Here is a 24796-nt window from a genome sequence, read left to right on the forward strand (position 1 = left end):
ATTGCACGCACCAGACGCCCCAGGGCCCGCCCTACGGGCGGACGGTGCTACTTCTCAAACACGCCCCAGCACACACGTGGGCATGTGCTGTGTTGTGGCTGGTCCGGCAGGTACACCGAGCGTTCCTGAAGAGTGAGATCGCGGCCGACGGCGCGGCAGACAGATCCGCCGATTCGGAGGCTTCAGCGTCAACCAGGGTCAGCTGTGATCGGTTCCTGAGGTACTCAAGGCTTGGCCCCCGTTGGGTCCAACAGGGGCAATGGGTGCTGAGCTGTGGTCCCGGAGCGCTGCACCGTGCCGGCCCGGCCTTCGCCCGAACGGGTGAAGAGATCTTGGGGGCCCCACCGGGGCCGGGGTGGGCTGGCACTGTCGTCGCCGACGACCTATCCACGGGGGGGAACCAATGAGTGTAGGCGTAGGTATGAGCGGCGATGAGCGGACCGGTGGGCCGCGGCCGGGAGTGCTGCCCGGGCCGTCGGGGCTGGGGACCGCCGCTGCGCGGCTGTTCAGCCCGCGACCGGCGCCGGTGCGCGACGACGACGGGCTGGATGGGCCTGCCCCGTTCCGGGTCGACGAGCCGCTCGGCCGGGAGATCACCGCCATGCTGCTGTCCTGGGCGGACAGCATCGGCCTGTACGCCGGCCACCTCGACTACCTGGAGAAGTGCGACTTCGGCCGGTACGTCATGCTGACGCATCCGAACACCGACGACCGGGACCGGCTGCTGCTGGCCGGGCAGTCGATGGCGGCGCTGTTCGCCCTGGACGACTACTACGTCGACGACGTAAGAGCCGGGGCCACCCTGGACCAGGTCGCACGGCGGCTGTCGGTGGCCATGTCGGCACTGGACCGGCCCTACCTGACCGAGCGCTACGACTGGGACACCGAACGGGCGATGCGAGCGGACCCGGTCCTGGTGGCCCTGCGCGACTACATCGACAGGACGGTCCAGTACGCCACACCGCAGCAGGTCGCCCGGGTCCGCCATGAGGACCTGGCCCTGTTCGTGGCGATGGCCCAGGAATCCAACTGGCGCATGCGCAAGGAGATCGCGCCGGTCTGGGAGTACCTCGGATCGCGCCAGGCAAACAGCTTCACCCCGTGCCTGACCCTGATCGACATCGTCGACGGCTACGAACTGTCCCATGACCTGTACTCCCACCCGCCGGTACGCCGGGCGGTGAAGCTGGCAGGTCTCATCACCGTCGTCGTCAACGATCTGCACTCGACGCGCAAAGAGAACGGCGCGGGGGTCCACCAGTTCGGAGTGCGCGAGGCGATCGCCGCCGAGGAGGACTGCTCCTACCAGGACGCACACGCTCTGGGCGTACGTCTGCACAACGACCTGGTGGCCGCGTTCGACGCCCAGTGCCGCGATCTGATGAGGTTCGCCACACCGGAGTTGGCGCTGTTCCTGAACGGACTGGAAGCCTGGCTCGCCGGCAACCGGGAGTGGCACCGCACCAGCGCCCGCTACCACGGGCCCCAGAGCGACCACTGAACCGGACCAGCTGGACAGGAGCCAGTTGCGCCTTCTTACACAAGGGGAGTGGATCGAAAGACGCGCCACCGCGGCGGTGTCCGCGGCGGTGGCCGAGCCGGACCGGCGGTGGGCGATCTCCGGCACGGCGCTGCGGCGGGTGCCCGGCGAGCCGGGGGTGACGGCGCGGCTGTACACGGACCTACGGCGGCATCCCCCGCCGACCAGCGAGCCGACGCTCTGGCGCCGGGGCAGCGTGGCCACTGGCAGGCACGTCCCGCATACTCCTACTCCCCCTTCCTGCGCTGCTTCGGTGGCCTTGGTGGCTTCGGTGGCCTCGGCGCCTGCTCGCTGAGCTCCGCGTCCGGCGTCTGCTGCTGTCGGCGAGCTCCTGGAGCCGCTGGAGTTCTGTACGCCCGGGGAGGGGCACTGTGCGCGCCCCGGCCCTCGTCATCCCGTGCCATGGCGCACCGCCTTCAAGAACTCACCCGCCGGACGGCACGGCCCCTCCTTGCGCGGTCTTGAGCCAGCCCTTCGGCCGCTGCCTGCGGCCTGAGCGCCCCGTACAAGGCGAGCGCAGCGGCGGCCCTTCCCCTGACCGGCGCCGCTCCCTTCATCCCTCATCACCCTCATCACCTTGAGGCAGTGGAAAAGGCGGAGAACAGGGGGCTTCGACACCGCCGGGGGCCCGTACCGAGGGGTACGGGCCCCGGCGCGTTCCGGGCGCCCGATCGACGCTGAAGTAGCCGGGGCGGGCCTCGGCATGGGACACCCGCATGCCGGGCGGCGCAGCGCCCAGGTACAGCAGCTCCGGGGCCCCGGGCGCGCTCGATCCACGGGCGTGCGCCGAGGCCGGGTGTCAGGTGTCAGGTGTCAGGTGTCAGGTGTCAGGTGTCAGGACCGTCGAAGAGTGGACCATGGTGGCCTCCTGGGCCAACACCGCTGCTGCCTGACAGCCCCTTTCGTGCGCGGGCCGGTCGGACCGGGAGGCATCCGGGCGCCCGCTGGTAAACTCGAGGCACGCTTCGACACCGCACCGGGGCCCGTACCGAGGGGTACGGGCCCCGGCGCGTTCCGGGCGCCCGATCGAGGAAGGTTCCCCATGAACGCGAAGCCGTCGGCCCCTGGACATTCCCGTGCAGGCAAGCCCCAGCGGGCGACAGCGCCGCAGGGCGAACTCTCGATGCCACAGACGGTGACCCCGGGCCTGCTGCCGGCCGAGTCCTTCGACGCACTCGGGCTGCCGCCGGAGCTGATGAAGACGATGATCGGCCTCGGGGTGACGGAGCCTTTCCCGATCCAGGCGGCGACCCTGCCCAACGCGCTGGCCGGCCGCGATGTCCTCGGCCGCGCGCGGACCGGCTCCGGCAAGACGCTTGCCTTCGGGCTTGCGTTGCTGGTCCGGACGGCAGGCCGGCGAGCGGAATCGAAGCAGCCGCTCGCACTGGTCCTGGTGCCGACCCGGGAACTCGCGCAACAGGTGAGCGACGCGCTGGCGCCGTACGCGCAGGCGCTGAATGTGCGACTGGCGACGGTGGTCGGCGGGCTGCCGATCAACCGGCAGTCGGCGCTGCTGCGGACCGGCGCCGAGGTGGTCGTCGCGACGCCGGGGCGGCTGGCCGACCTGGTGTCGCGTCGGGACTGTCACCTGAATCAGGTGCGGATCACGGTGCTGGACGAGGCGGACCAGATGTGCGACCTGGGGTTCCTGCCGCAGGTCTCGGAAATCCTGGACCAGGTCCGCCCCGACGGGCAGCGGCTGCTGTTTTCGGCCACGCTCGACCGCAACGTCGACCAGCTGGTACGGAGCTACCTGCACGACCCGGTGCTCGCCTCGCTCGACCGGGTGGCGGGCTCGGTCACCACGATGGAACACCATGTGCTGAACATCCACGCCGCCGACAAGTACGCAACCGCGACCGAAATCGCCGCGCGGGACGGCCGGGTACTGATGTTCCTGGACACCAAGGCCGGCGTGGACCAGTTCACCCGTCACTTGCGGGCCAGCGGCGTACAGGCTGCCGCCCTGCACAGCGGGAAGTCGCAGCCGCAGCGCACGCACACACTCGCCCAGTTCAAGAACAGTGAGATCACCGTGCTGGTGGCCACCAATGTCGCGGCGCGAGGTATTCACATCGACGCGCTCGACCTTGTCGTCAACGTCGACCCGCCGGCCGATGCCAAGGACTACCTGCACCGTGGCGGGCGCACGGCGCGCGCCGGGGAGTCCGGGAACGTGGTCACGCTGGTCACCCCCAACCAGCGGCGCGATGTGAACCGGATGATGGCCGACGCCCGCATCCGGCCGACTGTCACTCAGGTGCACTCCGGCGGGGAGCAGCTGACCGCCATCACCGGGGCGAAGCGCCCGCCGATCAAGGGGAAGACCAGCAGCGGCAACGCCGCCTTCCGCGGCCTCGGCACCCGTCCGGGCCCCGCGAAGGAATCCCGCAAAACCGCCGATGCCCGCAAGACTGCGGAAGCCCGCGCGGCGGCCCGGGTGCGCAAGGGCCGCTGACGCCGGACGGACCTGTGGGTGGCCGGGCCCGCCCGCTCTGCTATCCCGCCACCGGCGCCCCCCTTTGAGGGCCCGGCGTGGAGGGCATAGAAACCAGCCAGCCAGTACGGCGGACTTCAGCGCCGGCACCAGATCGATGACGGGCTGCGGCCCGGAAGGCTCCGCCCACCCCGAGCCTGCGAGTTTCACCGTCACCACCTGCTCCAGCGCCGCCCCGAACTCATCATGCGGGACCGTGATGTCCACCCCGGCCAGTCGCTCGATCAGCACCTCCGCGAGCTCAAGCAACACCTCCTGGCCGCCCCAGGGCGTATGTGAAGTCGATGCGGCAGCGCACCGCCTCGGCGGCCTGCCGGTCCGACAGGTCGAGCAGAAACTACCCCCTCCCTGGTCGAGGTCACGGTCACCGGGCCGGTGCCGGGCAGTCCCACTCGTCGGCACCGCAGGAACGAAGGCTTCTGCCGGGACGACTTCCACATCGACTTCGACCGCCGCCAGGTGATCTGCCCCCAGGGCCAGGTCAGCAAGGGATGGCACGGGCCCCTACCCGGCCTCCCACGGTTCACCAAGAGCCAGTGCCGGCCCTGCCCGCACCGCACCGCACCGCACCGCACCGCACCGCACCCAGTGCACCACCTCCCGCGAAAGCGCCCGGAACGTGGGCTTTCCCCCAGCGAGAACTCCACGACCTGCAAGCCCGCGTCCGCACCGGGCAGCAGACGCCCGACTGGCAGGCCCGGTACGCGGTGCGTTCCGGAGCAGAGTGCACCGTCAACGAATTCGCTCACGGACACGGCATGCGCCGCTGCCCCTACCGGGGGCACCGAAGGCCCACCCACAGCACGTCTTCACGGCCATCGCCGTGAACATCGAGCGCCTCAGCGGTCTGCCACCGACCGGAGAAGCAACCCCGCCCCGGCCACCACCCGCATGCCAAGACTTCCTGGACAAACACCGGATCCCCCGGCTGAAGTCCTGACGGGCCGTCAGCCACTGACCTCGACAGCTACAACAGGGACTGCGGGGATCAGGTGCACGGCAGGCTCCGTCAGGTACGGAACAACTCCGGGGGACGGCTGGCGGGCGGGAGCGGCTGTCGCCGTGACGGACTCGCGGGCACGCCCGGGGCCGTCCCCGCGCCCGCCCCTTCAGTGCCCCGCCGCCACCCGCCGTACCACCGCCAGCGCCTCGCGCACTGCCCCCGGGATGTCCGTCACCGGGAAGCGCGCCTGGCGCACCACGCGTTCGCGGTCCACCACCAGCACCGCCCGCTTCAGCCGCAGTGCCTGCCCGGCACGGAACACTGGTAGCCGCAGAGCGGCGGCGAGGCGCAGGTCGACGTCTGAGAGCAGAGTGAAGGGGATGCCCTCCTCGACCGCGAACACGCGCTGCTCGTCCGGGCGTTGGGTACTCACGCCGCGCACCTCGGCGCCCGCCGCGCGGAAGTCGTCGTACGCGTCCCTGAACAGCCGGTTTTCCAGCGTGCAGCCGATGGCACCCGGGATGTCGGCCCAGCCGTCCGGCAGCGGGCCGGGGCGACCGGTCGCCGGGTAGCAGAACAGGACGGTGGCCGCGGCCTCGGCCACCGGGTCCAGCGGCTCACCGTCCCGGTGCCCCGGCAGTTCGAGGCGCGGCAGCCACTCGCCCACCAGGCCCGCCACCCGCCGCGCCTCCGCACTCTCCTCGTCGGCCGTGCCGCTCAGCGAGCCGTCGCCGAGCAGCCAGCGGTCCGCCCAGTCCTGCATCGAGAGCAGCACGGGCAGCAGCCCCCGCCCGCTGTCCGTCAGCCGGTACTCGTACCGCACCGGGCCACTCTGGTACGGAACCTTCTCCAAGACCTCCGCCGCCACCAGGTGCGCAAGGCGCTCGGTCAGCACCTTCCGGGAGATCCCCAACTCCTCCTGAAGCACGTCGAACCGGTGGTGCCCGCGTGCGGTCTCCCGAACCAGGAGCAGGCTCCACCAGTCACCGACCACCGCCGCCGCCTGCGCGATCGCACAGGCGGCGTCCCGCTCGGGCACCGACCTGACCATGGGTCTCCTGTCTTGCGGATACAGCGTCCGGTCTTTGAAACCATCTTGCGCCATGAGGTCAGTTCCGGATAGGAACTCAATCACGTCAAGTAAGTTCCCATAAGAGACTCACTGGAGGATGGACGCAGTATGAGCGAGACACCGACGGTCCCGGAGCAGGATCGCCGCAGCACCCACCACGCGACCTCGCCCCCGGCCATCTTCTGGCGCTACTGGGCCGCTGCCACCGTCAGCGACGCGGGCACCGCCGTCACCGCCCTCGCTCTGCCCCTGGTCGCCCTCACAGTCCTCGACGCCACCGCGCTGCAGGCCACCCTGCTCGCCGCCGCCGGACAGATCTCCTGGCTGCTGCTCAGCCTCCCGGCCGGAGTGATCGCCCAGCGCGTCCCGCTCCGCCGCCTCCAGGTCACCCTCGATCTCATACGGTTCGCCGCCGTCGGATCCCTCCCGCTCGCCTGGTGGCTTGACCGGCTCAGCTACCCGCACCTGTTGCTCGCCGCGCTGGTCACCGGCGCCGCGACCGTACTCTTCGACATCGGCAACTCGACCTTTCTGCCCGCCATCGTCCCGGCCCGGCAGCTCGCCGACCGCAACAGCCTGATGTCCGGCACGCACGCCGTCACCGAGACCGGAGGGCCCTCCGGGGGCGGCCTCCTCGTGCACGCCGCAGGCCCGGTCGGCGCGCTCCTCGTGGACACAGCCAGCTACCTGCTCTCCGCCGTGCTGCTGCGCACCCTCCCCGAGCGCCGTCCCGCCGCACGCACCGGCGACGGCGCCCTCCGGCTGATCCGCGAGGGCTGGACGTACGTGACGCGGCACCCAGTGATGCTGCCCTGCATGCTCTGGGCCACCGCCACCAACTTCGTCTGCGCCGCCCTGGTCGCCCTCACACCCCTCTACCTGGTCCGGGAGGCCGGACTGACGCCCGTACAACTCGGCATGGTGCTCGCCATGGACGGAGTCGGCGCGCTCGCCGGATCCGCCGTGGCGGTCCGACTGACCCGGCGGTTCGGCACCGCCCGGGGGCTCGTCGGGAGCGCGCTGGCCGGCGGCGCTGCCGCCCTGCTGGCCCCGCTGACCACGTCCGCAGCCGACGCATACTGGTTCGCCCTGGGCAACGCCGGCTTCGCCTTCGGCGTCGTCATCGGGTCGATCACCACCCGCACCCACCGCCAGACCGAGTCTCCGCCCGATCTCCTCTCCCGTGTCATGGCCACCGTCCGCTTCATCTCCTGGGGCGCCCAGCCGCTCGGCGCCCTCACCGCCGGCCTGCTCGCCACGTACGCGGGGACGCACGCGGCCCTGTGGACGGTGTGCACAGCCGCGCTCCTGCCGCCGCTGTACCTGCTCGCGGTCCCGGTGGGCCGCCGCCGGGACTTCGCCTGACGCGGTCCTGGAGTCGGCATCGAGATCCGCCGGCGCGAGCGGCCGCGGACCCGGGCCACCGGGTACGGCCGCGCCGTGCTCAGGTGCCGGGCGGTGGGCGGCGTCATCGACATTCCGGCCTCGTCCTCGAAGACGATCCAGGCGTCGAGCGCCGCCGCGGTGGTTGCATTCCATGCGCCGGAGTCGATGGGGCAGCCGAGTTGACGTGGTTCTCGGTTGCGCCGATTCAGCAGGTCGCTTGGTACGGCACCTGGCGGATATAAATCAGCCACTCGGCCGGGGACAAGCCCCCTCCTGCACGCTGGCACACCGTCTCGGCCGTGCGCCGCAGATCGAGTGCGTATTGCTGATACAGGACATGAGCGCCTGCGGCGTAGAGGGTGTCGCCGTCCGCGCTGAAGGCCAGAGAGAGGATCTTGTCACCCGGCGTGGGGAGCGCGGAGCCCAGCAGGTGGGCCGAGGCCACGTCCCACAACTGCAGGGTGCCATCGGCGCCGCCGACGGCCAGGGTGCGGCCGTCGCGGGAGAACGCCAGGGCGCTGGCGGCCTCGGAACTGCCGCGTCGCGGACCGGTGAAGGTGCCGAAGAGTACACCCAACTGGCGACGCGCGGCGCCGTCCCACAGGGTCACCCGGCCGGCGTCGTCGCCGGTCGCAAGGTGTCTTCCGTTCCAGCTGAACGCGATCGTCGTTGTCTGCTCGCCGGGGCCCGGGCCAAGCATCTTGCCCGAGGGCAGGCTGATTACGGCGTTGCTGGTGACAAGTAGTCGCCCGTCCGGGCGGAAGGCCATCACTGTTCCACCCGCGTTCGGCAGTGTCTTCAGTTTCGTGCGGCGGCGCACATCCCAGACCTCCGCTTCGGCGAATGCGGGCCGGGAGACCATGAGTGTGGTCCCGTCTGGACTGAGGGCGATCGTGTCAACAGCGCGGGCGTCGAAACTGTCAGGGTCGGTGAGGGACAGCGCGGCGGTCGACCGACCCTTGGACACGTTCCACACGGTTATCCCCGTTGGCGATGAAGCGAAGGTCTGTGCCGGTGCTCCGTAAGCGAAGATGCTTCCCCTGCGGCTGAAGGACATGACCCTCGTATACGACCCTGCGCTTTCTCTTCCCTGCCGGTCCCGGAAGGGCGGCAACGGCGCGTCCGGCAGAGCAGAAATGATCCTGTCACTGTGTCCGTCCCGGAGCTCGAATTGCGCCGTGTGCTGCCGGTCCCAGGTCACGCCCAGCAGATGGCTGTCCGCGCTGAACCTGGCGTCCTGCACGGCTGAGGCGCGCCACTTGGGGGCGAGAGCGTGCCCCAGGTCGAGGGAGCGCACTGAGGCGTCGCGCTGGTTATAGGTGAGATAGCGGATCTTGCGGGCGGCCACGTCGATCTTCACTTGGTGGGGAGACTCGCTGATCAACGGGTGCCGGAGCACCGGTCGGCTTGGCGCGGCGAGGCGCCACAGCAGGATCTCATCTTCGCTCGCGGTTACGAGGAACCTGCCGTCCTCGCTGAAGTCGGCATCCCGGACGGCGTTGTGGCGCAACTGGACCAGTTCTTTGCCCGAGGAGATGTTCCACCGGCGGACACTGTCACCGGCCACGATCGCCAGCGTGCGGCCGTCACTGCTGAACGCGACCCATGTGTAGTTCTGGTCCTGTGTCTGGGGGGAGCGCGGAGCCCAATCAGTTGGCAGCCGCTCCTGCCGGTTCACGTCCCATATCTCCAGCGGGCCCCCGAAGGGGTACAGGGCCACGAGGCGGTCGTCCGGACTGACGGCGGCTTCGGCGATTCCCTGAGAACGCTGGACCTCCAGCACCTGGCGTTGCCGCTCCACATCCCACAGCCGGAATGTGTCACCTTCGATCTCGTCCAGCATGAGCAGGCGCCCACTGGGGCTGAAGCCGCGGTTTGGCTCCCAGCGTCCGTCCAGTGGTTTCCCGATGCGCCGGGGCCCGGGGAAGCGCCACAGCTGGGTGGCCAGCCCGCCTTCCTTCCATGCGGGCGCAGCGAGCGTCCGCCCGTCGGCGCTGACCGCACCACCGTCGGAGTTCTTCATCGCGGGCACCGCGAGCGAGTCGACCTGTTGGTGGCGGACGACGTCCCACCGCACCACCTGGTTGTTGTGGTAGGTCACCAGGGTCCGGCCGCTGCTGCCGAGCTGCGGCCACGTGGTGTCGTCGTTGCTGGGCGCACTGAAACCGTCGGCCTCCTTCTGCGTCATCGCGCCGATCAGCGCGGAGCGTGTCTCGGTGACGTCGGCAAGGCGCCACGCGGCCACGCTCAGCCGCATAGCAATGACCGGGTCCGTGAACCGCAGGCTGTCGGCGACGGAGGCCAGCCGACGAGCCTCGGCCAGGAGACGCTGACGCTCATTGGCCCGGTTCTGCTGCCAGGCCAGGGCGCCGGCCACCATGGCGAGCACCACCAGCACGGCGGTACCGGCCAGCAGGGCACGGCGCCGACGCCTCCTACGGGTGCCGGCTGCCCTGCTGGCATCGAGGAACTCACGCTCCAGCAGGTTCGGGCGCAGTCGCCCAGGGGCGGTGGCCGCCCAGCCGAGTGCGCGAAGCAGGGCCGTGCCGCGCTCAAGGTCGTCTGTCCGTCGTCCGTGCTGGTCCCAAGCGTGAGCGGCTTCGCCCACCCGCCGATGGACCCGCAGTCCCTCACGGTTGGCATCCACCCACTCCCGCAGCAGCGGCCAGGCCCGCAGCACCGCCGCACTGGCCGGGCGTATCCCTGCCGGCTCGCGTACCAGCACGTCCGCATCGGCGAATGCGGCGACCACCTCGCGCACAGCTGCCTGCTCGCCGTCGGGCCGTCCGTACAGCAACTCCTCCTCGCTCGCTGTGCGCACGCCGTCCTGCGACCCGTCCGATGCGCTGCCCGGGACGACCAAGCGCAGCCAGACCTCGTACGCGACCGCCTGCACCACCGGCGGAAGAGCCTCGTACGTGGCTTCGGCGACATCACCCAGCGCCGGGACGGTGGCAGCCGCCGCGCCGGGCGCGCGCACCCCCGCCGCCGCACTGGCGCCGGCTTCCAGGACCTGACGGCCCCCGCGCTCGCCGCCCAGCAGATGCATCAGCAACGCGGCTGAACTTGGCCGATCCTCCGGGCGCTTGGCCAGCGCGTCGTGCACCAACGGCTGTAGCGCCGCAGGCAAAGCCATCAGCTCAGGCTCAGGCTCATGCTCCACCGCCTTCCGCGCAACCTCGAAGATGTTCTCGCCCCGAAACGGCTCACAACCGGTCGCGGCAAACAGCACCACCGCCCCCCACGCGAATACATCCGCAGCCGCGTCAGCGCGCTGTCCCTGCAGCGCCTCGGGAGCGATGTAACCGAAGGTGCCCTTGAACCCGCCCGTCTCCGTCAGCGTCATCTCCGGAGTGCGGGCGATCCCAAAGTCGATCACCCGAGGCCCGTCCGGCCCGAGCAGCACGTTGCCCGGCTTCAGATCCCGGTGCACCACACCAGCCCGGTGAATCGCGGTCAAGGCGGTAGCCATCCCCGTGGCCAACCGCAGCAGAGCATCCCCTTTGAAGATCCCCGAGGTCCGCACGACCGTGCCCAGGTCAGGGCCGGGAATGAATTCGCTGACGATATACGGGCTGTCCGCGTGCGGGTCAGCGGCCAGCACCTTCGCCGTACAAAACGACGCCACCCGCTGCGCCGCCACAACCTCCTTGGCGAACTGAGTCCTGGCCTCAACACCCGCAGCAAGATCGGGGCGCAGGACCTTGACCGCGACCCGAGTACCGTCGGGGGCATACCCCTCATACACCACGCCCTGACCGCCTGAGCCGAGCCGGGCGGCCAGCCAGTACTCCCCCTGACGCTGCGGGTCCTCCGGCGTCAGACTGCGGCGACTCATGCAATACCCCAGGAAGTCGATCGGCCACATGTGGTTGGTCGGAGCCATGAGACGCAGGGTGACAGGAGGCAGTTCCAGCAGGGGCGCGCGGTGTCACGTGAGAGCCCCCTGCCGGCGGCCGTACGCCAACTTGCCAGTCAGGATGGCTTCTTCGATCTCGCCGCCTGGCGGATGCTGACGCCGAACGTGAAGGTGCACGCCGCTGCCTCCACCACAGCGCCGGACTCGTCAGTCGCTCTCAGCTACGAATACGACAAGCTTCGCATATCGCACTCCACCAGCTGCCGACCGGCTCACCGAGACGGTGCAACAGACCCTCACTCAGAATGACTTGGTCCTGACCGCCGAGCGATGGGAGTTCCGCGAGCGGTTGCGCCTGGAGGCGTCTGACCGGTTCGCGCGGGACGAGACGAACACGGTGATCGCCAGGCGCTGAAAGCAGGGCCGACAAAGGGGCCCGTGGCTCACGGCTGGGACGACCGGCGCTGGGCCCAGTCGCGGATCAAGACGGTGATCGGCCGCCGGTTCCGCAAGAGCTGCACCGTCCGGGGCGTCGCCAAGATGCTGCGGCCCGGCGGGCGGTGGAACGTCTCGGGTATGCGCGAGTTTGTTGCCGCCCGGGACTGGCTGACCGTCTACCAGCTTCCGTCCTACGCACCCGACCTCAACCCGGTCGAGGGCATCTGGTCCCTGCTGCGACGCGGCTGGTTGCCCAACGTCGCATTCACCACACCCGAACACCTGATCCCGCACGGTCCGACACGGCCTGCGCAAGATCCAGTACCGAAGCGACCCACACACCCGACTGATCCCTCACGACATCACGAATTCAAGCCCAGTAAGAAGCCGCAACCACGACGCCCGCTTCAAACACGTAGGCGAATGTCCCGTCTCATTAGATCTTGCAGAGGTGGGGCCGCTGACCTGCGGGGTGACGGTTGAGTCGCGACTCATGGAGGGCGAAACAAGGCGTCCCAAAGGGCTGTGGTCAGCGTCGAGTGCGCGTCTCATCGATCACGGCGAGGGCGGGGCTTCCTGAGCTGGGCCTCGTCAGGATGGTGAGACGTCTGCTTCCAGGATTCGCACTAAAGGTGGCAGTTTCCGGACTAGGGTCTGTTGTGAAATTGCTGGTTTCGTGTGATAGCGGACGTTGAACGGTGCCGGTGGAGCCTGGACGCAATTTGGTAGCGGACTGAGCGGTGCTCAGGCAGGCTCACCTGCATGATCTCGGTATTGCAGAACGTGGCGATTGACTGTGCGGATGCCTATGAGCTGGCTCGGTTCTGGAGCGGGGTGACCGGTTGTCCGCTGCATCCGCAGGACAGACCAGGCGACCGGGAGACTCAGGTGATGCTTCCGGAGGGCCCACTGCTGCACTTCAACCAGGTGCCAGAACCGAAGACAATCAAATACCGGATCCACCTGTGCCTGCGCCCGACGACCTCGCGCGAAGACGAGACCGAGCGGCTGTTGAACCTCGGAGCCACCCTCGTCGCCGATCGCCGGAAGCCCGACGGTGCGGGCTGGGCCGTCCTTGCGGACCCTGAAGGCAATGAATTCTGTGTCCTCCGCAGCGAGTCCGATCGCGCTGCGAGGTCTTCTTAAGGCTCAGACGCTCGGGTCGGGAGCCCCATGGCAGCTGGTCACAGCCACTCGTTGGGGACAGCAACGAGCATCCCACGGCACGTGATCGTCCACGATCAAGATCCACTTTCGCGACAGAGCCTGGGCCCGACGGGAGTTGCTGGGTAGCGATGCCGAAGCGTCGTGCAGCCTCGGTCGGCAACTGGGGGTGGTCTCGCCAGTGCGGGGAGGCGAACAGGCCGGTGAGAACGACGGCTTCGGGACAGATGACCAGCTCGATCCGGGCTTCGGAGGGACGGTGGGGATCACCGAACGGGTCCTCGCCCAGCACGTCGAGTCGGTGGTTCCAACGCTGCCGAAGTAGCGGGCTGCTGACCTCGTTGGTGAACCACTTGATCAAGCGGTCGCGGGCACCGACGTAGGCCGGCGCGGTGGAGGGGTGGGTGCCTCGGCAGACGATTCGCTGATGTTGGCGGTTGGCCCGCAGAACCTCGGGCAGCTGCGTGAGGCTGTGCTGTTCGTCGCCGAGGAGCCAGCTGTGGTGCCGGTGGCAGACGCCGTCATGGTGTGGGGGCTTGCGTACCTCGACCCCGCCGTCCAACCAGGCCAGGTCAAAGTCCGACACGTCCGGCGGAGCCCCGCCACGCAGCACCCGTACCCCATCCATGACACGACCATCGCGAATGCCATGAGACAAGCCACGAAGAACGGGACAAGAGTCACCCCAGAGGGTGACGGCGCCCTCGGCAACAGCGACCGAACATGAGATTGGAGGCCGACCCGCTCAGATCGATGAGATACAGCCACGTTCAGCGAGACGGGACACAAACACGTAGGCGAACCAGGTCACCTGAGACCGCAGGCGAATCGGACCAGATCAGCCGAGACAGAGGCCAGATCGACAGAGACGGGGCACCAATCCTCGGCATGGTCGCCGGCACGAGTCGTGTCCTGTCGTAGTGCATGTGGCGGTAGAGGGCTGCTGACCTGCTGGGGTGCCATGTCGTTTGAGAACGTTGCCCCTCGGTGTTCTCAAACGACATGGCTTTCGCAGAAGTCTGCTGACGGTAAGAAGGTCAGCTCAGCCGTCCTGCTCGTCGGCAAGGCTGCCCGTGATCGCCCGGAGACGGTGCCGTGGTTCGTGGTGGCGCTTCCTCCGGCAGCAGGCTCCAACCGAGGTGCGCCGTGAGGAACGTGGCGATCTCATCCACATCGGTGGACTCCGCGGGCAGGTCACCCGGCCGGGGCTGGTAGAGCCCAATCAGTTCATCCCGCAGCCGAGCATCCAGAATCGGTGCTTGGTAGCAGTCGATGGTCCCTCGATAGAACAGCCAGTCGAAGATCCGGACAGCAGGGCAGCGGCCGGACTGCGGCACTTCCGCCAGATGGCTGTCCTGCCAGGAGCCGACGTAGGCCCAGTCCGCGTGCTTCAATGCTCCGTCGAGGGTTGGAGTAGGGAGATCCTTCAGGTTCCAGTAGATACGGGCTTCGGCTTCAGGTATGGGTTCCGGGACTGCGGCAAGCCAGAGACGATATTCGAACACCGAAGCAGCTTGACAGACCTTTTCACCTGGGTTGACCTATCGGCACGGTCGGGTCCGTAGCCGGGGCGGTGCCCGCCACCCGGGGCGCCAGGGCCGCCGTCGCCCCGACGGACAGGACCCGGACCGTACGGACCGCTTCCGAGCCCGCCGCGTCGTTGGCCGCGCGGATGATCCGGGACCTGATCAGGCGCAGCTGGGTGGCGTACGCGGGCGAGTCGGGGCACAGGTCCAGCTGCCGGGTCTCCGCGTGGAAGGTGACGGCCTGGACGTGCTCGGGCGGACCACCGCGCCGGGACTCCACCATGCCCAAGCAGCGAAAACACCCCGCCCACCCACAGCCGACGATCAGCGACGTCTCATCACCCAACCCACGGCGAGGTTAGTCCGTGTCGGGGGGCCGGCCTTCGCCGGCCATGAACCTCCAGACCAGCCCGTGGCCCAGGACGACCAGCAGGATCAGCAGAACCGCCTCGGCCTGGATCGGTTTCAGGTCGACGACGTCGGCGAGTTCGGGCTCCGCGCCCACCACCGCGATCAAGGTGTAGAAGAGGGCCGCCACCGCCTGCGCCAGGGTCAGGAACACGGACGAGCCGTCCCGGCGGCTGCGCCCGGTCAGGCGCAGCGTCGACACACAGCCGATCACGGCGAGCACTACGAAGCTGAACCGCCAGATCTCCGGGGTCTCGGTGCCGCCGACCTGCGCGAACAGGCCCATGAGCGCGGGGAGCAGGAACGAGAGATAGATACCACCGACGATCCGGCGCAGCGCCGGATCGCGCAGCCAGTCCCGGTGCCCCTGCACCACGTTCCACCAGAGGCCGACCAGCGTGAAGCAGGTGGCCGAGAAGAGTGCGTAGAACGTGCTGACATCCACCGGGCCTCCCACATCAGGATTCGCACGGCACGTCCCCGGGACCGCCTCGAACGGTCCCGGCCACGTGGACCCGTGCGGAGTGGAGCAAGCGTCCCATGACAACGCCGCCGCCCCGGTGGACCGACACTCGGCACGCACTCCAACGGACGCCGGGCCGGCCGCCGCCGACTCGCTGTTCCCCGAGGCGCCCCGGAGCGAGCGCGGCGCCGCCGGGGCAGCAGCGCGATACGCCAGGGCTATGGCCGCCGGCGAGAGGTGTCGATGGCGGGCGGGCGTACGAGGAGCTGGCACGCGAGGGCCAACTCGGCGGTCAGGGATTCGAGTTGCTTCGGCGTGTGGCGGCTTTCCGGCTTTCCGGCTTTCCGAGGGGAGTGCCATGCGCGGCGGGCTCGAGGTCGTCCCACAGGTTGACCGACGTCGCTCACACGGTGAATGGCCGCTGCCGCAAGGAAGCGGTTGTTGGTGCGGCCGGTCGCGAACAGGCCTGGGCGCTGGTTGGGTGGCATCCTGCGGAGGATTTCGCGGTGGAATGCTCTGTGGCCGCCGGTGAATTTCCCCTCGCTCCACACTTCGCGGAAGGGCCACCCGGTGCTCGGTCTCCGCCGCGGTGATGAATCCGATGCCGTGCTCGCGCAGCCCGTCGACGTACGCGCGCATCCCGGTGCCCCGCTGCCCGACGATCAGCCGCTGCCCAGCCAGTGCCTCGCGGCCTACCGGCTGCCCGGCCGGGAACGGCCCGTCGGCAGGGGGGAGCAGCACGAAACGCTGTTCCCCGGCAGCATGCGAGATCACCTCCTTGTCGGCAAGCGGACCCGACGTCGCAAGGAGCCCCAGCTCGGCGGCCCCGGTGCGCACCATGTCGACGACATCGCGCGAGGTGAAGGCGGCCCGGATGTTCACCGACACCCCGGGATACCGGCCGCTGAACGCACCGATCATCGTGGTCAGCGGCTCCACCGCCTGCGACGGCATGGCGGCAATGTCCAGTCCCCCATGGCGCAGTTCATGCACGGCCCGACGCTGGCGCGGGCCGTCTCCAGGCTACGCACAGCCGCCCGGGCCGGTTCGATCAACGCCGTCCCCGCCTCGGTGAGCACGGCCCGGCGGCCGATCCGGTGGAACAGACTGCTGCTCACGAGTGTCTGCCCGCGCGATATTGGTGAGCGGCAGCGGACGACCCGTTGCCTGTCAGCGGGAGGCCATCAGGACACGTTGACCCTGCGGATGGCCTCCGCTGCCAGGTGAAGCTCATATGGCCCGTAGCAGCCGGCTGCGAGCGTCGCCACCAACGCCCCACACGCGCAGCCCTGGTTCATCCCGTGTTCCGCGGTCGGCCCGCAACACTCAACCTGTCCGGTCGGCCGGCTGACAAGGCCGAGAGCGTCGTCTGGGTGAAGGACGATGTTGCCACGTGGTCCGGCCGAAGTGAGCGAACCTCGGTCGTCATCCATCCATGGCCCACGCGGGTAAGCCGGCCCTTCCGTCTCGGTGGGAACGAAGGGCGGCCCCCACGGCTCTGTCTCAACGGCGTAGCAACCCCTGGGCATCGTCGCCGGAGCATGTCGCCCTTCACCTGGGTCCGGCCAGCTCGGAGAGTCCAAAACGGCTGGCAACGAACTCAAAGGCCCGGTGAGCGGCAGGCCACAGTTCCGGCACTCAAACGACATCATCCCTATTCAATATCCTCCACGGTGCCAGAGAGCAACTGGATTAGAACCGACAGCAGCTGAGATGGGAACATTTGCCAGCACGCCGACAGCTGTTCTCTCTATGGGTGCGGAAGTGGGCGATTTCGCTGCGCATCATGCGCCGGAGGCTTGTACGAGCGGCCGCGAGGTCGTCCTCGAGCGTCAGGACTCGGCCTTGCAGCTGACGGTTCTCGGTCTCCGCTGCGCTCCCGTGCCGGTGCGGATCTGCACGCCGACGCCGCTGCGATCGGCACGCCGGCGAGGTCGGACCCTTCGTACGGGTCGGTGGCCGGCCCTGTCAGACCGACAGACCGTGGATGGCAAAAGCGCCAGGCCGACGAAGGCCCCAGCGCCCACCGGCAGACATCAAGGAGGGCACCCCCGGGGACGGACCGACCGGATCAGTCCCACTGCTCGTCCGCCAGGGAGCTGACCGGCTGCGGCTTGCCGATGACGGCCAGGGCGATGAACAAGTTGATCTGGCCGATCGCGATGGTGAGGGTGGCCAGCGCCTTCTCGTCGTAGTGCTTCGCCACCTCGGCGTACAGCTCGTCGCTGACGCGCTCCTGGCCGTGCGGGGCGGGCTGGAGGGTGGCCTCCACCAATGCGAGGGCGGCACGTTCGGCGTCGGTGAAGTACGGGGCGTCCTGCCAGGAGGAGACGGCGGTGATGCGCTCCTCGGACTCCCCGGCCTTGCGCAGGAAGCCGGTGTTCAGGATCGTCAGGTAGGTGTTGCCGACGATCTGCCCGGCGCGCAGGTGGACGAGGCTCATCGTGGCGCGCGGCACCGTATGACCGGCATGGTGGTCATACCAGTAGAACGTGGAGAACCCAGGTCAGCGGAATCCGTTGCACCTCATCGCCGCTCGTGAGCCGGTCGACCTCGCGCGGTTCGAGTTCGAGGAGGAGCAGGTGGCCGTGCCTACCCGGTATCCGACCGCCGCACCGGAGTGAGCAAGGCGGGCCCCGGAGAATCGCCGGGGGCCCGCCTGGTTTCCATAAAGCCTGTCCCGTCACCGCTCAGTGCGGCAGCTCCACAGTCACATAAGGGCTCAGCGCCCGCAGGAAGTCCGCCGCGTCGAACATCGCGCCGGCCGAGGCCACACCCGTCGTCCGCGTCTCCCCCGCCAGGATCCGCTGCACGGCCTCCACCACCAGCGGCGCGGTGACCGCGTAGATGTCCTTCCCGCGAGCCGTCGCCCGGCGCTCGACACCGCCCGCGCTGACGACGACGTCGACAACAAACGTCTGGTCGGACCGGCCCAGCTCGTCGACCGCCTCCGGAGCGGGAGTGTCCGGCCCGGCCAGGTCCCGCGCGGCCTCGACGGCCATATAGGTGCGGACCTCGGGCACGTCCAGGTGGCTGGGCACGGTGACGACGTCGGCCATGGTGAACTCCGCGATCACCGTGCGCCGGCCCAGCGGCTCCGGGAACTCCCAGTCCTGCTCCACCACCGCGTCGTCGTGGTACTGAAGCCCGCCGTCCGCGAACCGCACCCGGCGCCCCGCGCGCCGTTCGTGCGACACCTGACCGGCGGTCCTGGTGCCCGCGGTGGGACGCCAGCTGCTCAGCCCGTACGCGACGTGCGCCACGTCCGCGGCGGTCCACTCCCCCATCGCCGCGGTCACCAGCAGGTCACCGAGGCCGCCGTAGAAAGCCATCGCCGGAACCACGGCGGTCTCGGTCTTCCGGGCCTCGTCCGCGTAGTCGGCGAACGTCGCGACGTTCGCCTCGATCTCCGCTGCGACGTCGACGTACGGAACACCCGCGCGCAAAGCGGCCTCGACAACCGGGCCGCCGGTCACCGCGAACGGTCCGGCGCAGTTGATGACGGCCGCAGCCCCGGCGAGGGCCCGATCCAGGGCGCCCGGGTCGTCCACGTCGGCCGGCCGCACCAGCACATCCGGCCACTCGGCCGCGAGCGCCTCCAACTGCGCCGCGTTACGGCCGGAGATGACAGTAGTGACGCCGCGCCTTCTCAGCTCGGCGACGATGAAGCGGCCGGTGTGCCCGTTCGCCCCGTAGACAACCACTGCAGCGGCCGTGTCCATGATTCCCCGATCTCGATGTTCCCTGCCCGATGGAGGTAAGTCTCGCCGCGAACGGAATCCGACCGTGATGGTCCGGAACGACAATATGCGTACACTTTCGGACGTGCCTACAGTCGCGTTGCTCGCCGCCGGTCACTTGCTGCACTTCGAACTCGGGGTGGCCTACGAGATCTTCGGCAATCCCCCGCGCGAAGCCACGGAGGGCTGGTACGACGTACTGCTCTGCGGGCCCGGACCGGTGCGCGTGGGCCCGTTCCTGGTCGAGCCCGACCACGGCCTGGACCGGGCGGTCGGCGCCGACACCGTGATCGTCCCCGCGTGCGCCGACATCGACGAGCCGCTGCCGCCGGAGCTGATCGGCACCGTACGCGCCGCCCACGCGTCGGGCGCCCGGATCGTCTCCCTCTGCACCGGGGCGTTCGTCCTCGGCGCGGCGGGTCTGCTGGACGGCCGCCGGGCCACCACCCACTGGGCCCACACCGACGAACTGAGTGCCCGTCATCCGCTGGCCGAGGTCGACCCGGACGTGCTCTACACGGACAACGGCAGCGTGCTCACGGCCGCGGGCAAGGCCGCCGCCGTCGACCTGTGCCTCCATCTGATCCACCTCGACCACGGTGCCGCCATCGCCAACTCCGTCGCCCGGCGTCTGGTCATGCCACCGCACCGGCCGGGCGGCCAGGCCCAGTTCGTGTCCACACCCATCCAGGCCACCGGCGACCACAAGCTCGCCCACCTGTTCGCGTGGGTCCAGCAACGCCTGGACCAGCCGCTGACGGTGACCGATATGGCCCGGAGGGCGAACACAAGCCCGCGCAACCTCGGCCGCCAGTTCCAGGCGGTGATCGGCCAGTCCCCCATCCAGTGGCTGCTGGCGCAGCGCGTACGCCGCGCCCAGGAGCTCCTGGAGGCCACCGACGAGAGCGTAGAGGCGGTGGCCCTGGCCACTGGTATGGGCACGGCAACGACACTCCGGCGCCAGTTCAAGCGGACGGTGGGGGTGCCGCCGGACAGCTACCGGCGGGCGTTCCGCAGCGCGCGGCCCGCCTGACGGGCGGACTCCCGCGGAATTGGGGGCTCCGGTAGTAACGGCCGTAAAAACAACGGATTCCGCCATGAGCCCCGTCGGAAGACGGACGGCCGGGCTCAACAGCTTCACCACCATGCGGAGGGCCTGTGCCCTGGCTCCACCCAGGTGTTGGGCCAGCCCGCCGGAACCCCGTATCGGACTCGGCTGCGGGCCACTACCGGCTCAGCATCGCCCTGGACATCTTCTGCCCGGAATTGGTCACCGGCCGGCCTCCCGCACGGCCGCCCGAGACACTCTCCCGACCGCACTCCATGTGAAGACCGACGACCTGCTGAAGGCGTCCGCGCATCTCGCGCCATGGCGGCCTGCCGTGGGGGTCGCCCTGCGGCTGCCGACGCCGAGCTGGTCACACTGGCGATGACGCAGGCCATGCCCGGCTTCACCTCCGAGGCCAGGCAGCTCCGTCACACCCCTTCCCACCTGCGGCATCTTTTCCCGTACCTGCCCCAGCAGCCCGGCTGCAACAGGTGTCTACGCAAGGCCGGCGGACTGCTGCGGCGGGTTACCCGGCTGCCGGCAACCGACACCTCCGTGTGGATCCGTGTGGATCCGTGTGGAGCGACGACATGTGGATCGTGGACTCCACGCCGGTGGAGTGCGGCCGTTCACGCGAGACCGTCAAGCGCTCCGACCTGGCCGGATGGGCCGAGTACGGGTACCGCGCCAGTCACAGCCGCTTCTTCTGGGGCCTTCGGCCGCACCTGGTGTGCACGCTCCAGGGCCTGCCCGTCGCCTTCGTCCTGACCGGGGCCAAGGCCGACGAGCGCGAGACCCGCCGGAGCACCAGGGGTGGAGGCCCCGGCAGTGAACGCCTTTCCGTCCTTAATGCGGGCGTGGAGGGGAAGAGCGAGCTGGATGGGTCACGCATGAGAAGCGGCGAAAGGGCCTGCGACCACGGGCTTACCAAGCGGCGGGGATCCCTCCGCCGGGCAGGCATCCCGAGATGCATCGTGCCCTGGCCGGTCGCATGCTGGGGACAGGGCTGTAGGCCCGCCAGGGCACTCCCGCTCAGCCGGCGCTGGTCGTCCTGCCAAAGGGGATTCTTGACCGCTCTCATGCATTCAGGCCCAACACAACAGCAACAGCAACCCTTCCCAGGTCCGAGCGAACAGGTGGAATGTCATGGGCATAGACGGTAGTCACATCCACCATCCCGGCGAACACCCGGAACCCGACGCCCCCGCTTTCCACGGGATGGCGGTGCTGGGGAACAGCACCGTCTTCCTGTCCCACCTGCCGATGATTCACGCGCCGCACAACCGCCAGGTGCTCCTGCACGGGTCCTTCGGTTCGTTCAACGGCGTCTATCACGACGACCGCAAGGCGCACCCGGAAGCCCGCCTCTACACGTTCGCACCCGAGGTGTTTGCGCTCCCTGACCTCTTCCCCGGCAAGGCCGGAGAACGGCCCGCCCGCAGGTCATTCACCGGGAGCCTGTTCCGCAACCACTTCGAACAGCCGGACGCCCATCCCGAGATGCCTGTCGAGATCGCCTCCGACGTCGTGGTGGACGTCGTCGACGTGGTCTTCCACCACAGGTTCGCCCCGGATGCCCAACCGCCCGAGCAGCTGACATACATCCTGTTCGGCAAAGGACCGGAGCGGTTCTTTGCACATCGGATCACCGGGCCCTTCCAGGCAACGGCTCACCGGGAGTTCGACCACCTGCTGGCGGTTGACATCCAGGGCTTGGAGGTGTCCGACGACCAGCTGCGCCACGGCGTCGAGGTCACTGTCACCGGTCGCCCCAATGAGCCTGGCTCGAAGCTGGAGGAACGGGACAAGGTGGCTGCCGTCGCCGCAGTGGACGGCCAGGACGTACCGGTCGAGATTGGCGCCAGGACTGAGCTGTATTTCGAAACCGGTGAATTGGCGCCTGCCGCTCCGTGACGCGGCCGTCCTGACCCGTGCCGCGCTGCGCAGCCGCCCCCAGCGGCCAGCTCGGGCGGCCCCTCGTGGAACAGGTAATCTTCGACGACCGGGCCCTCGGGCAGCCGTCGCTTCAGCTCGGCGACGTGCTCCCGCTGGTGCACCAGTTCGGTCCCCGCATCCCGGACGTGGACATCCTGGATCTCACCACCCCCAGTCGTTCCTCCCCATGCCATACCAACGTCCGCCGCAACCACATAGGACACGGTCTTACGTCGCCTCGGCATTGCTCGCTACGTGCGGACGCGTGGCGCCGCCGCACCCCGCATCTCGGTGCTCCGTGGTTGTGTCTCGCCCATCTCGCCGCGGTCCTGGCAACCGTACACATGCGGATGTACGGCACCGTGCTCGCGCAATTGGCTGCCGTCTTCTCATGCTCTGCTTCGGCGCGGTGCTCGGCTCCGGGCCGCGCGTCGGTCACGGATCGGCGGTTTACCGCCCCGTCTCCGGGACACTTGACAGCGGTCTCAGACACCCCCGGCGGGTCCGTGACTCCCGTGAGGTGACTGACATTCAGTTTGGTTCCCTGACCAGCGCGCGTCTTGATTGGGCGGGTGCTGCTGCCCGGGATGACGCGACTGCAGGATTTCCGTCGAGCCCGAAAATGCGAGTTGGGGCGCTGTGCCCCTTCCCGGTATCGAACTGCGCTGCAATGTCGGCGGGCAGGTCGGTATCGGGTTGCGACCGCCTGCGATCGGCGAGACGATGGTGAAACCCTTCAGTACAGGAGCGCGGCGTTCCCGGGGCCCCAGGTGGAGTACAGCCGGGCGCGGAGTCATAACGACCTCCTTCGAAGAGCTCGACCCTGGTGAACGCAGACGTCTCCCCGTGCGACCGAGGAGGCGAACGCCACGCCCGGCCAGGGCTTTGGGGACGACGGATCGGATGGCCTTGGTCTGCAGCTCGCGTGGGGGCGGGAGTCGAATGTCGCGGGCAGGAATCCGGCCACCGCAGGAGTCATTCCCACTCATCCGCATCAACTTCGTGGCCTGCTCCCACTCGGTACCTGGTGTTGCCTTGAGGGATCAGGTCGGTGACTCCCACGATTGATCACCGGCCTCAGCAGGCGGCCCACATCTGCTGATGCCGAACCTCTGAACGGGAGCGCCCATGAACCCCGAGGACATCGTCCGCTGCGAGATCCATCCCACGATCGGCATCGCCCGGCTGGGCAACAGCCCCGAGGGATTCTTCATCGTCCCGGAGGCCCCCGGCATCCCGCCGCGGCCCGACGGCGGCTTCAAGGACGCCGCCGGGCGGATCAAACGCCAAGCCGCCCGGTTCCGCCTGTACGCCTATGACCAGGCTGGTGCCGTCCTGGGCGAGCTCACCTCCGCCGAAGCGCAGATCACGTGGACGACTGAACTGGCCAACGCCAAGGGTGAGTGGTTCAACTTCGCCGGGCGCTTCCACGAGTCCACCGCAGACTCCAACCGCCGTAACCAGCACATCAATCCCGCTGATCCCTCCGCTCGGGCGCGGCTGGCCGTCCGGCCCGGCCGCCGCAGCGTGACCGGTCCATCCCAGGACGGCACGGATGCCAGGTTCGACACCGGGACCTTCCTGGGCATCCGGGTACCGCTGGGCGAACTGCGCACCGACGAAGCCGGTCGGCTACTCGTCCTCGGCGGCTTCGGGAAGTCCGATTCGGTCAAGCCCGCCAACCCGGTCCGTCACTATGCCAACAATGACTTCTGGTTCGACGACATCGCCGACGGCCCGGTCAGCGCTACGGTCGGCATCGGCCCGCAGGGACGCCAGATACCGGTGACCCCCGCTTGGTGCGTGGCGGGCCCGCCCGATTTCGCCCCCGATACACCGAGCCTGATCACCCTGTACGACGTCGCCCTGGAGGTCGCCCGCACGTCGGGCAGGCTACCCACGCCGCCGGAGGTCTCCTTCACCCGCGACATCTACCCGTTGCTCGCCCGCCCGGTCGGATTCGCGTGGGTCAATGAAATCGCCCGCAGAAGACACGGCGATCCCAGGCGCAACTTCCTTGCGCCGGACCGCTTCGCCCGGCTGTCCTCGAATGCCACCGCCAATGCCCGGCTCCGCCAGGCCGTCTTCAACAGGTTGCGCACGCCCGGGCTGACGGACGACACCAGTCAGGCCAACGACGGTTTCATGCCCATCCTTGCCGGCGACGACGGCGATCGGCAGCAGAACCAGCCACGGACATGGCTGACAGTGCTGCCCGGCCAGTACGAGCGGATGCGGCGCTGGGCCGCCGGTGACTTCCAGGACGACTGGTCGGGTGTGCCCGCCCCGGTTCCCTTTGAGGCTTTCGCGCCGGCAGACCAGCCGCACGCCCTGGTACGGGCCGCGCTGGAGACGGGAAGTGGCGGCGGATTCTTCCCGGGCATCGAGATGACGTACATCGCTGATGACCCGGCCACCTGGGCCGCGCCCTTCCGGCTACGCGAAGACCTGGCCGCCGGAGATGTCACCAAGTACATGGCCCTGCCCTGGCAGGCCGACTTCTACGCGTGCAAGACCCACTGGTGGCCGGCTGCCCGCCCCGATGAAGTCCTTCCCGAGCCGGAGCACGACGCGCTCATTGAGGCCGCGGCCGGGGCGTTCCAAGAGTGGGACCGCGGTGTCGGCGACGGTGCGAACCCGGGCACCGGTATGAACGAGATGGTCATGAAGTGGAGCACTCTGGGGTTCATCGTCGCCCGGCCCGGTCCGGACGGCGGCGAGATTCTGGTCGAGACGGAGCGGACCGACCCCGAGTCCCTGTAGGCCGGGCCGAAGCA

The 24796-nt window shown here is 69.1% G+C and carries 15 protein-coding genes and 4 pseudogenes; 11 read left to right on the plus strand and 8 right to left on the minus strand.

What is annotated here, in order from left to right; genetic code table 11:
* The first annotated feature begins 421 nt into the window (after positions 1–421).
* From ACIHCQ_RS39390 to ACIHCQ_RS39400, 3 genes are all read left to right on the plus strand, one after another.
* Positions 422–1501 carry a Camphene synthase gene (locus ACIHCQ_RS39390; protein ID WP_399673556.1) on the plus strand — a complete coding sequence of 360 codons (1080 nt, stop codon included), beginning with the start codon at positions 422–424 and terminating at the stop codon, positions 1499–1501.
* A 1081-nt stretch (positions 1502–2582) separates the two neighbouring features.
* Positions 2583–3998 carry a DEAD/DEAH box helicase gene (locus ACIHCQ_RS39395; RefSeq protein ID WP_399673558.1) on the plus strand — a complete coding sequence of 472 codons (1416 nt, stop codon included), beginning with the start codon at positions 2583–2585 and terminating at the stop codon, positions 3996–3998.
* A 530-nt stretch (positions 3999–4528) separates the two neighbouring features.
* Positions 4529–4864 carry a transposase gene (locus tag ACIHCQ_RS39400; protein WP_399673560.1) on the plus strand — a complete coding sequence of 112 codons (336 nt, stop codon included), beginning with the start codon at positions 4529–4531 and terminating at the stop codon, positions 4862–4864.
* A 282-nt stretch (positions 4865–5146) separates the two neighbouring features.
* Here ACIHCQ_RS39400 and ACIHCQ_RS39405 read toward each other — a convergent pair whose 3' ends face one another.
* Complete coding sequence (locus tag ACIHCQ_RS39405) at positions 5147–6031, minus strand: winged helix-turn-helix transcriptional regulator (protein ID WP_399673562.1); 885 nt, start codon at positions 6029–6031, stop codon at positions 5147–5149.
* 129 nt (positions 6032–6160) lie between these two features.
* Between ACIHCQ_RS39405 and ACIHCQ_RS39410 the strand changes: the two genes are divergently transcribed.
* Positions 6161–7417 carry an MFS transporter gene (locus ACIHCQ_RS39410; RefSeq protein ID WP_399673564.1) on the plus strand — a complete coding sequence of 419 codons (1257 nt, stop codon included), beginning with the start codon at positions 6161–6163 and terminating at the stop codon, positions 7415–7417.
* A 226-nt stretch (positions 7418–7643) separates the two neighbouring features.
* Here the strand turns inward: ACIHCQ_RS39410 and ACIHCQ_RS39415 are convergent, their stop codons facing one another.
* Complete coding sequence (locus ACIHCQ_RS39415; RefSeq protein WP_399673566.1) at positions 7644–11324, minus strand: protein kinase; 3681 nt, start codon at positions 11322–11324, stop codon at positions 7644–7646.
* A 558-nt stretch (positions 11325–11882) separates the two neighbouring features.
* Between ACIHCQ_RS39415 and ACIHCQ_RS39420 the strand changes: the two are divergent.
* A pseudogene (locus tag ACIHCQ_RS39420) lies at positions 11883–12066 on the plus strand (transposase); the annotation flags it as partial.
* 431 nt (positions 12067–12497) lie between these two features.
* Positions 12498–12881 (plus strand): VOC family protein, encoded by a 384-nt coding sequence (locus tag ACIHCQ_RS39425; RefSeq protein WP_399673568.1) that lies wholly within the window; start codon positions 12498–12500, stop codon positions 12879–12881.
* A gap of 1055 nt (positions 12882–13936) precedes the next feature.
* Here the strand turns inward: ACIHCQ_RS39425 and ACIHCQ_RS39430 are convergent.
* From ACIHCQ_RS39430 to ACIHCQ_RS39450, 5 genes and pseudogenes are all read right to left on the minus strand, one after another.
* The gene (locus tag ACIHCQ_RS39430) at positions 13937–14404 is read right to left on the minus strand and encodes a hypothetical protein (RefSeq protein WP_399673570.1); all 468 of its coding nucleotides are present in this window, start codon (positions 14402–14404) and stop codon (positions 13937–13939) included.
* A 22-nt stretch (positions 14405–14426) separates the two neighbouring features.
* Positions 14427–14708: a DciA family protein gene (locus tag ACIHCQ_RS39435; protein WP_399673572.1), complete on the minus strand. Its 282-nt coding sequence runs from the start codon at positions 14706–14708 to the stop codon at positions 14427–14429.
* A gap of 75 nt (positions 14709–14783) precedes the next feature.
* Complete coding sequence (locus ACIHCQ_RS39440; RefSeq protein WP_399673626.1) at positions 14784–15278, minus strand: hypothetical protein; 495 nt, start codon at positions 15276–15278, stop codon at positions 14784–14786.
* 576 nt (positions 15279–15854) lie between these two features.
* Positions 15855–16414 (minus strand): annotated as a pseudogene (locus tag ACIHCQ_RS39445) (LysR family transcriptional regulator); the annotation flags it as partial.
* Between the two features lie 953 nt (positions 16415–17367).
* Positions 17368–17757 (minus strand): annotated as a pseudogene (locus ACIHCQ_RS39450) (carboxymuconolactone decarboxylase family protein); the annotation flags it as partial.
* 31 nt (positions 17758–17788) lie between these two features.
* On the opposite strand from ACIHCQ_RS39450, the gene ACIHCQ_RS39455 reads away from it, so the two are divergent.
* Positions 17789–17920, plus strand: a complete 132-nt coding sequence (locus ACIHCQ_RS39455; RefSeq protein ID WP_399673574.1) for a hypothetical protein — start codon at positions 17789–17791, stop codon at positions 17918–17920.
* A gap of 66 nt (positions 17921–17986) precedes the next feature.
* Here ACIHCQ_RS39455 and ACIHCQ_RS39460 read toward each other — a convergent pair whose 3' ends face one another.
* Complete coding sequence (locus tag ACIHCQ_RS39460) at positions 17987–19018, minus strand: saccharopine dehydrogenase NADP-binding domain-containing protein (RefSeq protein ID WP_399673576.1); 1032 nt, start codon at positions 19016–19018, stop codon at positions 17987–17989.
* Positions 19019–19121: 103 nt separating this feature from the next.
* On the opposite strand from ACIHCQ_RS39460, the gene ACIHCQ_RS39465 reads away from it, so the two are divergent.
* The 4 genes and pseudogenes from ACIHCQ_RS39465 to ACIHCQ_RS39480 all read left to right on the plus strand — a co-directional run bounded on the left by ACIHCQ_RS39465 (position 19122) and on the right by ACIHCQ_RS39480 (position 24782).
* A complete protein-coding gene (locus tag ACIHCQ_RS39465) occupies positions 19122–20069 on the plus strand; it encodes a helix-turn-helix domain-containing protein (protein WP_399673578.1) in 948 nt (315 codons plus the stop codon).
* A gap of 232 nt (positions 20070–20301) precedes the next feature.
* Positions 20302–20881: pseudogene (locus ACIHCQ_RS39470) on the plus strand (IS982 family transposase); the annotation flags it as partial.
* Between the two features lie 349 nt (positions 20882–21230).
* The gene (locus tag ACIHCQ_RS39475; RefSeq protein WP_399673580.1) at positions 21231–21998 is read left to right on the plus strand and encodes a hypothetical protein; all 768 of its coding nucleotides are present in this window, start codon (positions 21231–21233) and stop codon (positions 21996–21998) included.
* A gap of 1149 nt (positions 21999–23147) precedes the next feature.
* Positions 23148–24782, plus strand: coding sequence for a LodA/GoxA family CTQ-dependent oxidase (locus ACIHCQ_RS39480; RefSeq protein ID WP_399673582.1), 1635 nt, complete (start codon positions 23148–23150; stop codon positions 24780–24782).
* The last annotated feature ends 14 nt before the right edge of the window (positions 24783–24796 follow it).

Source organism: Streptomyces sp. NPDC052236 (assembly GCF_044548015.1).
In the GTDB taxonomy this organism is placed as follows: domain Bacteria; phylum Actinomycetota; class Actinomycetes; order Streptomycetales; family Streptomycetaceae; genus Streptomyces.

Coding starts and splice junctions, on each gene's coding strand:
- ACIHCQ_RS39390 (WP_399673556.1), top strand. CDS start 422: ATGAGCGGCGATGAGCGGACCGGTGGGCCGCGGCCGGGAGTGCTGCCC.
- ACIHCQ_RS39395 (WP_399673558.1), top strand. CDS start 2,583: ATGAACGCGAAGCCGTCGGCCCCTGGACATTCCCGTGCAGGCAAGCCC.
- ACIHCQ_RS39400 (WP_399673560.1), top strand. CDS start 4,529: ATGGCACGGGCCCCTACCCGGCCTCCCACGGTTCACCAAGAGCCAGTG.
- ACIHCQ_RS39405 (WP_399673562.1), bottom strand. CDS start 6,031: ATGGTCAGGTCGGTGCCCGAGCGGGACGCCGCCTGTGCGATCGCGCAG.
- ACIHCQ_RS39410 (WP_399673564.1), top strand. CDS start 6,161: ATGAGCGAGACACCGACGGTCCCGGAGCAGGATCGCCGCAGCACCCAC.
- ACIHCQ_RS39415 (WP_399673566.1), bottom strand. CDS start 11,324: ATGGCTCCGACCAACCACATGTGGCCGATCGACTTCCTGGGGTATTGC.
- ACIHCQ_RS39425 (WP_399673568.1), top strand. CDS start 12,498: ATGATCTCGGTATTGCAGAACGTGGCGATTGACTGTGCGGATGCCTAT.
- ACIHCQ_RS39435 (WP_399673572.1), bottom strand. CDS start 14,708: ATGGTGGAGTCCCGGCGCGGTGGTCCGCCCGAGCACGTCCAGGCCGTC.
- ACIHCQ_RS39460 (WP_399673576.1), bottom strand. CDS start 19,018: ATGGACACGGCCGCTGCAGTGGTTGTCTACGGGGCGAACGGGCACACC.
- ACIHCQ_RS39475 (WP_399673580.1), top strand. CDS start 21,231: ATGGGCATAGACGGTAGTCACATCCACCATCCCGGCGAACACCCGGAA.
- ACIHCQ_RS39480 (WP_399673582.1), top strand. CDS start 23,148: ATGAACCCCGAGGACATCGTCCGCTGCGAGATCCATCCCACGATCGGC.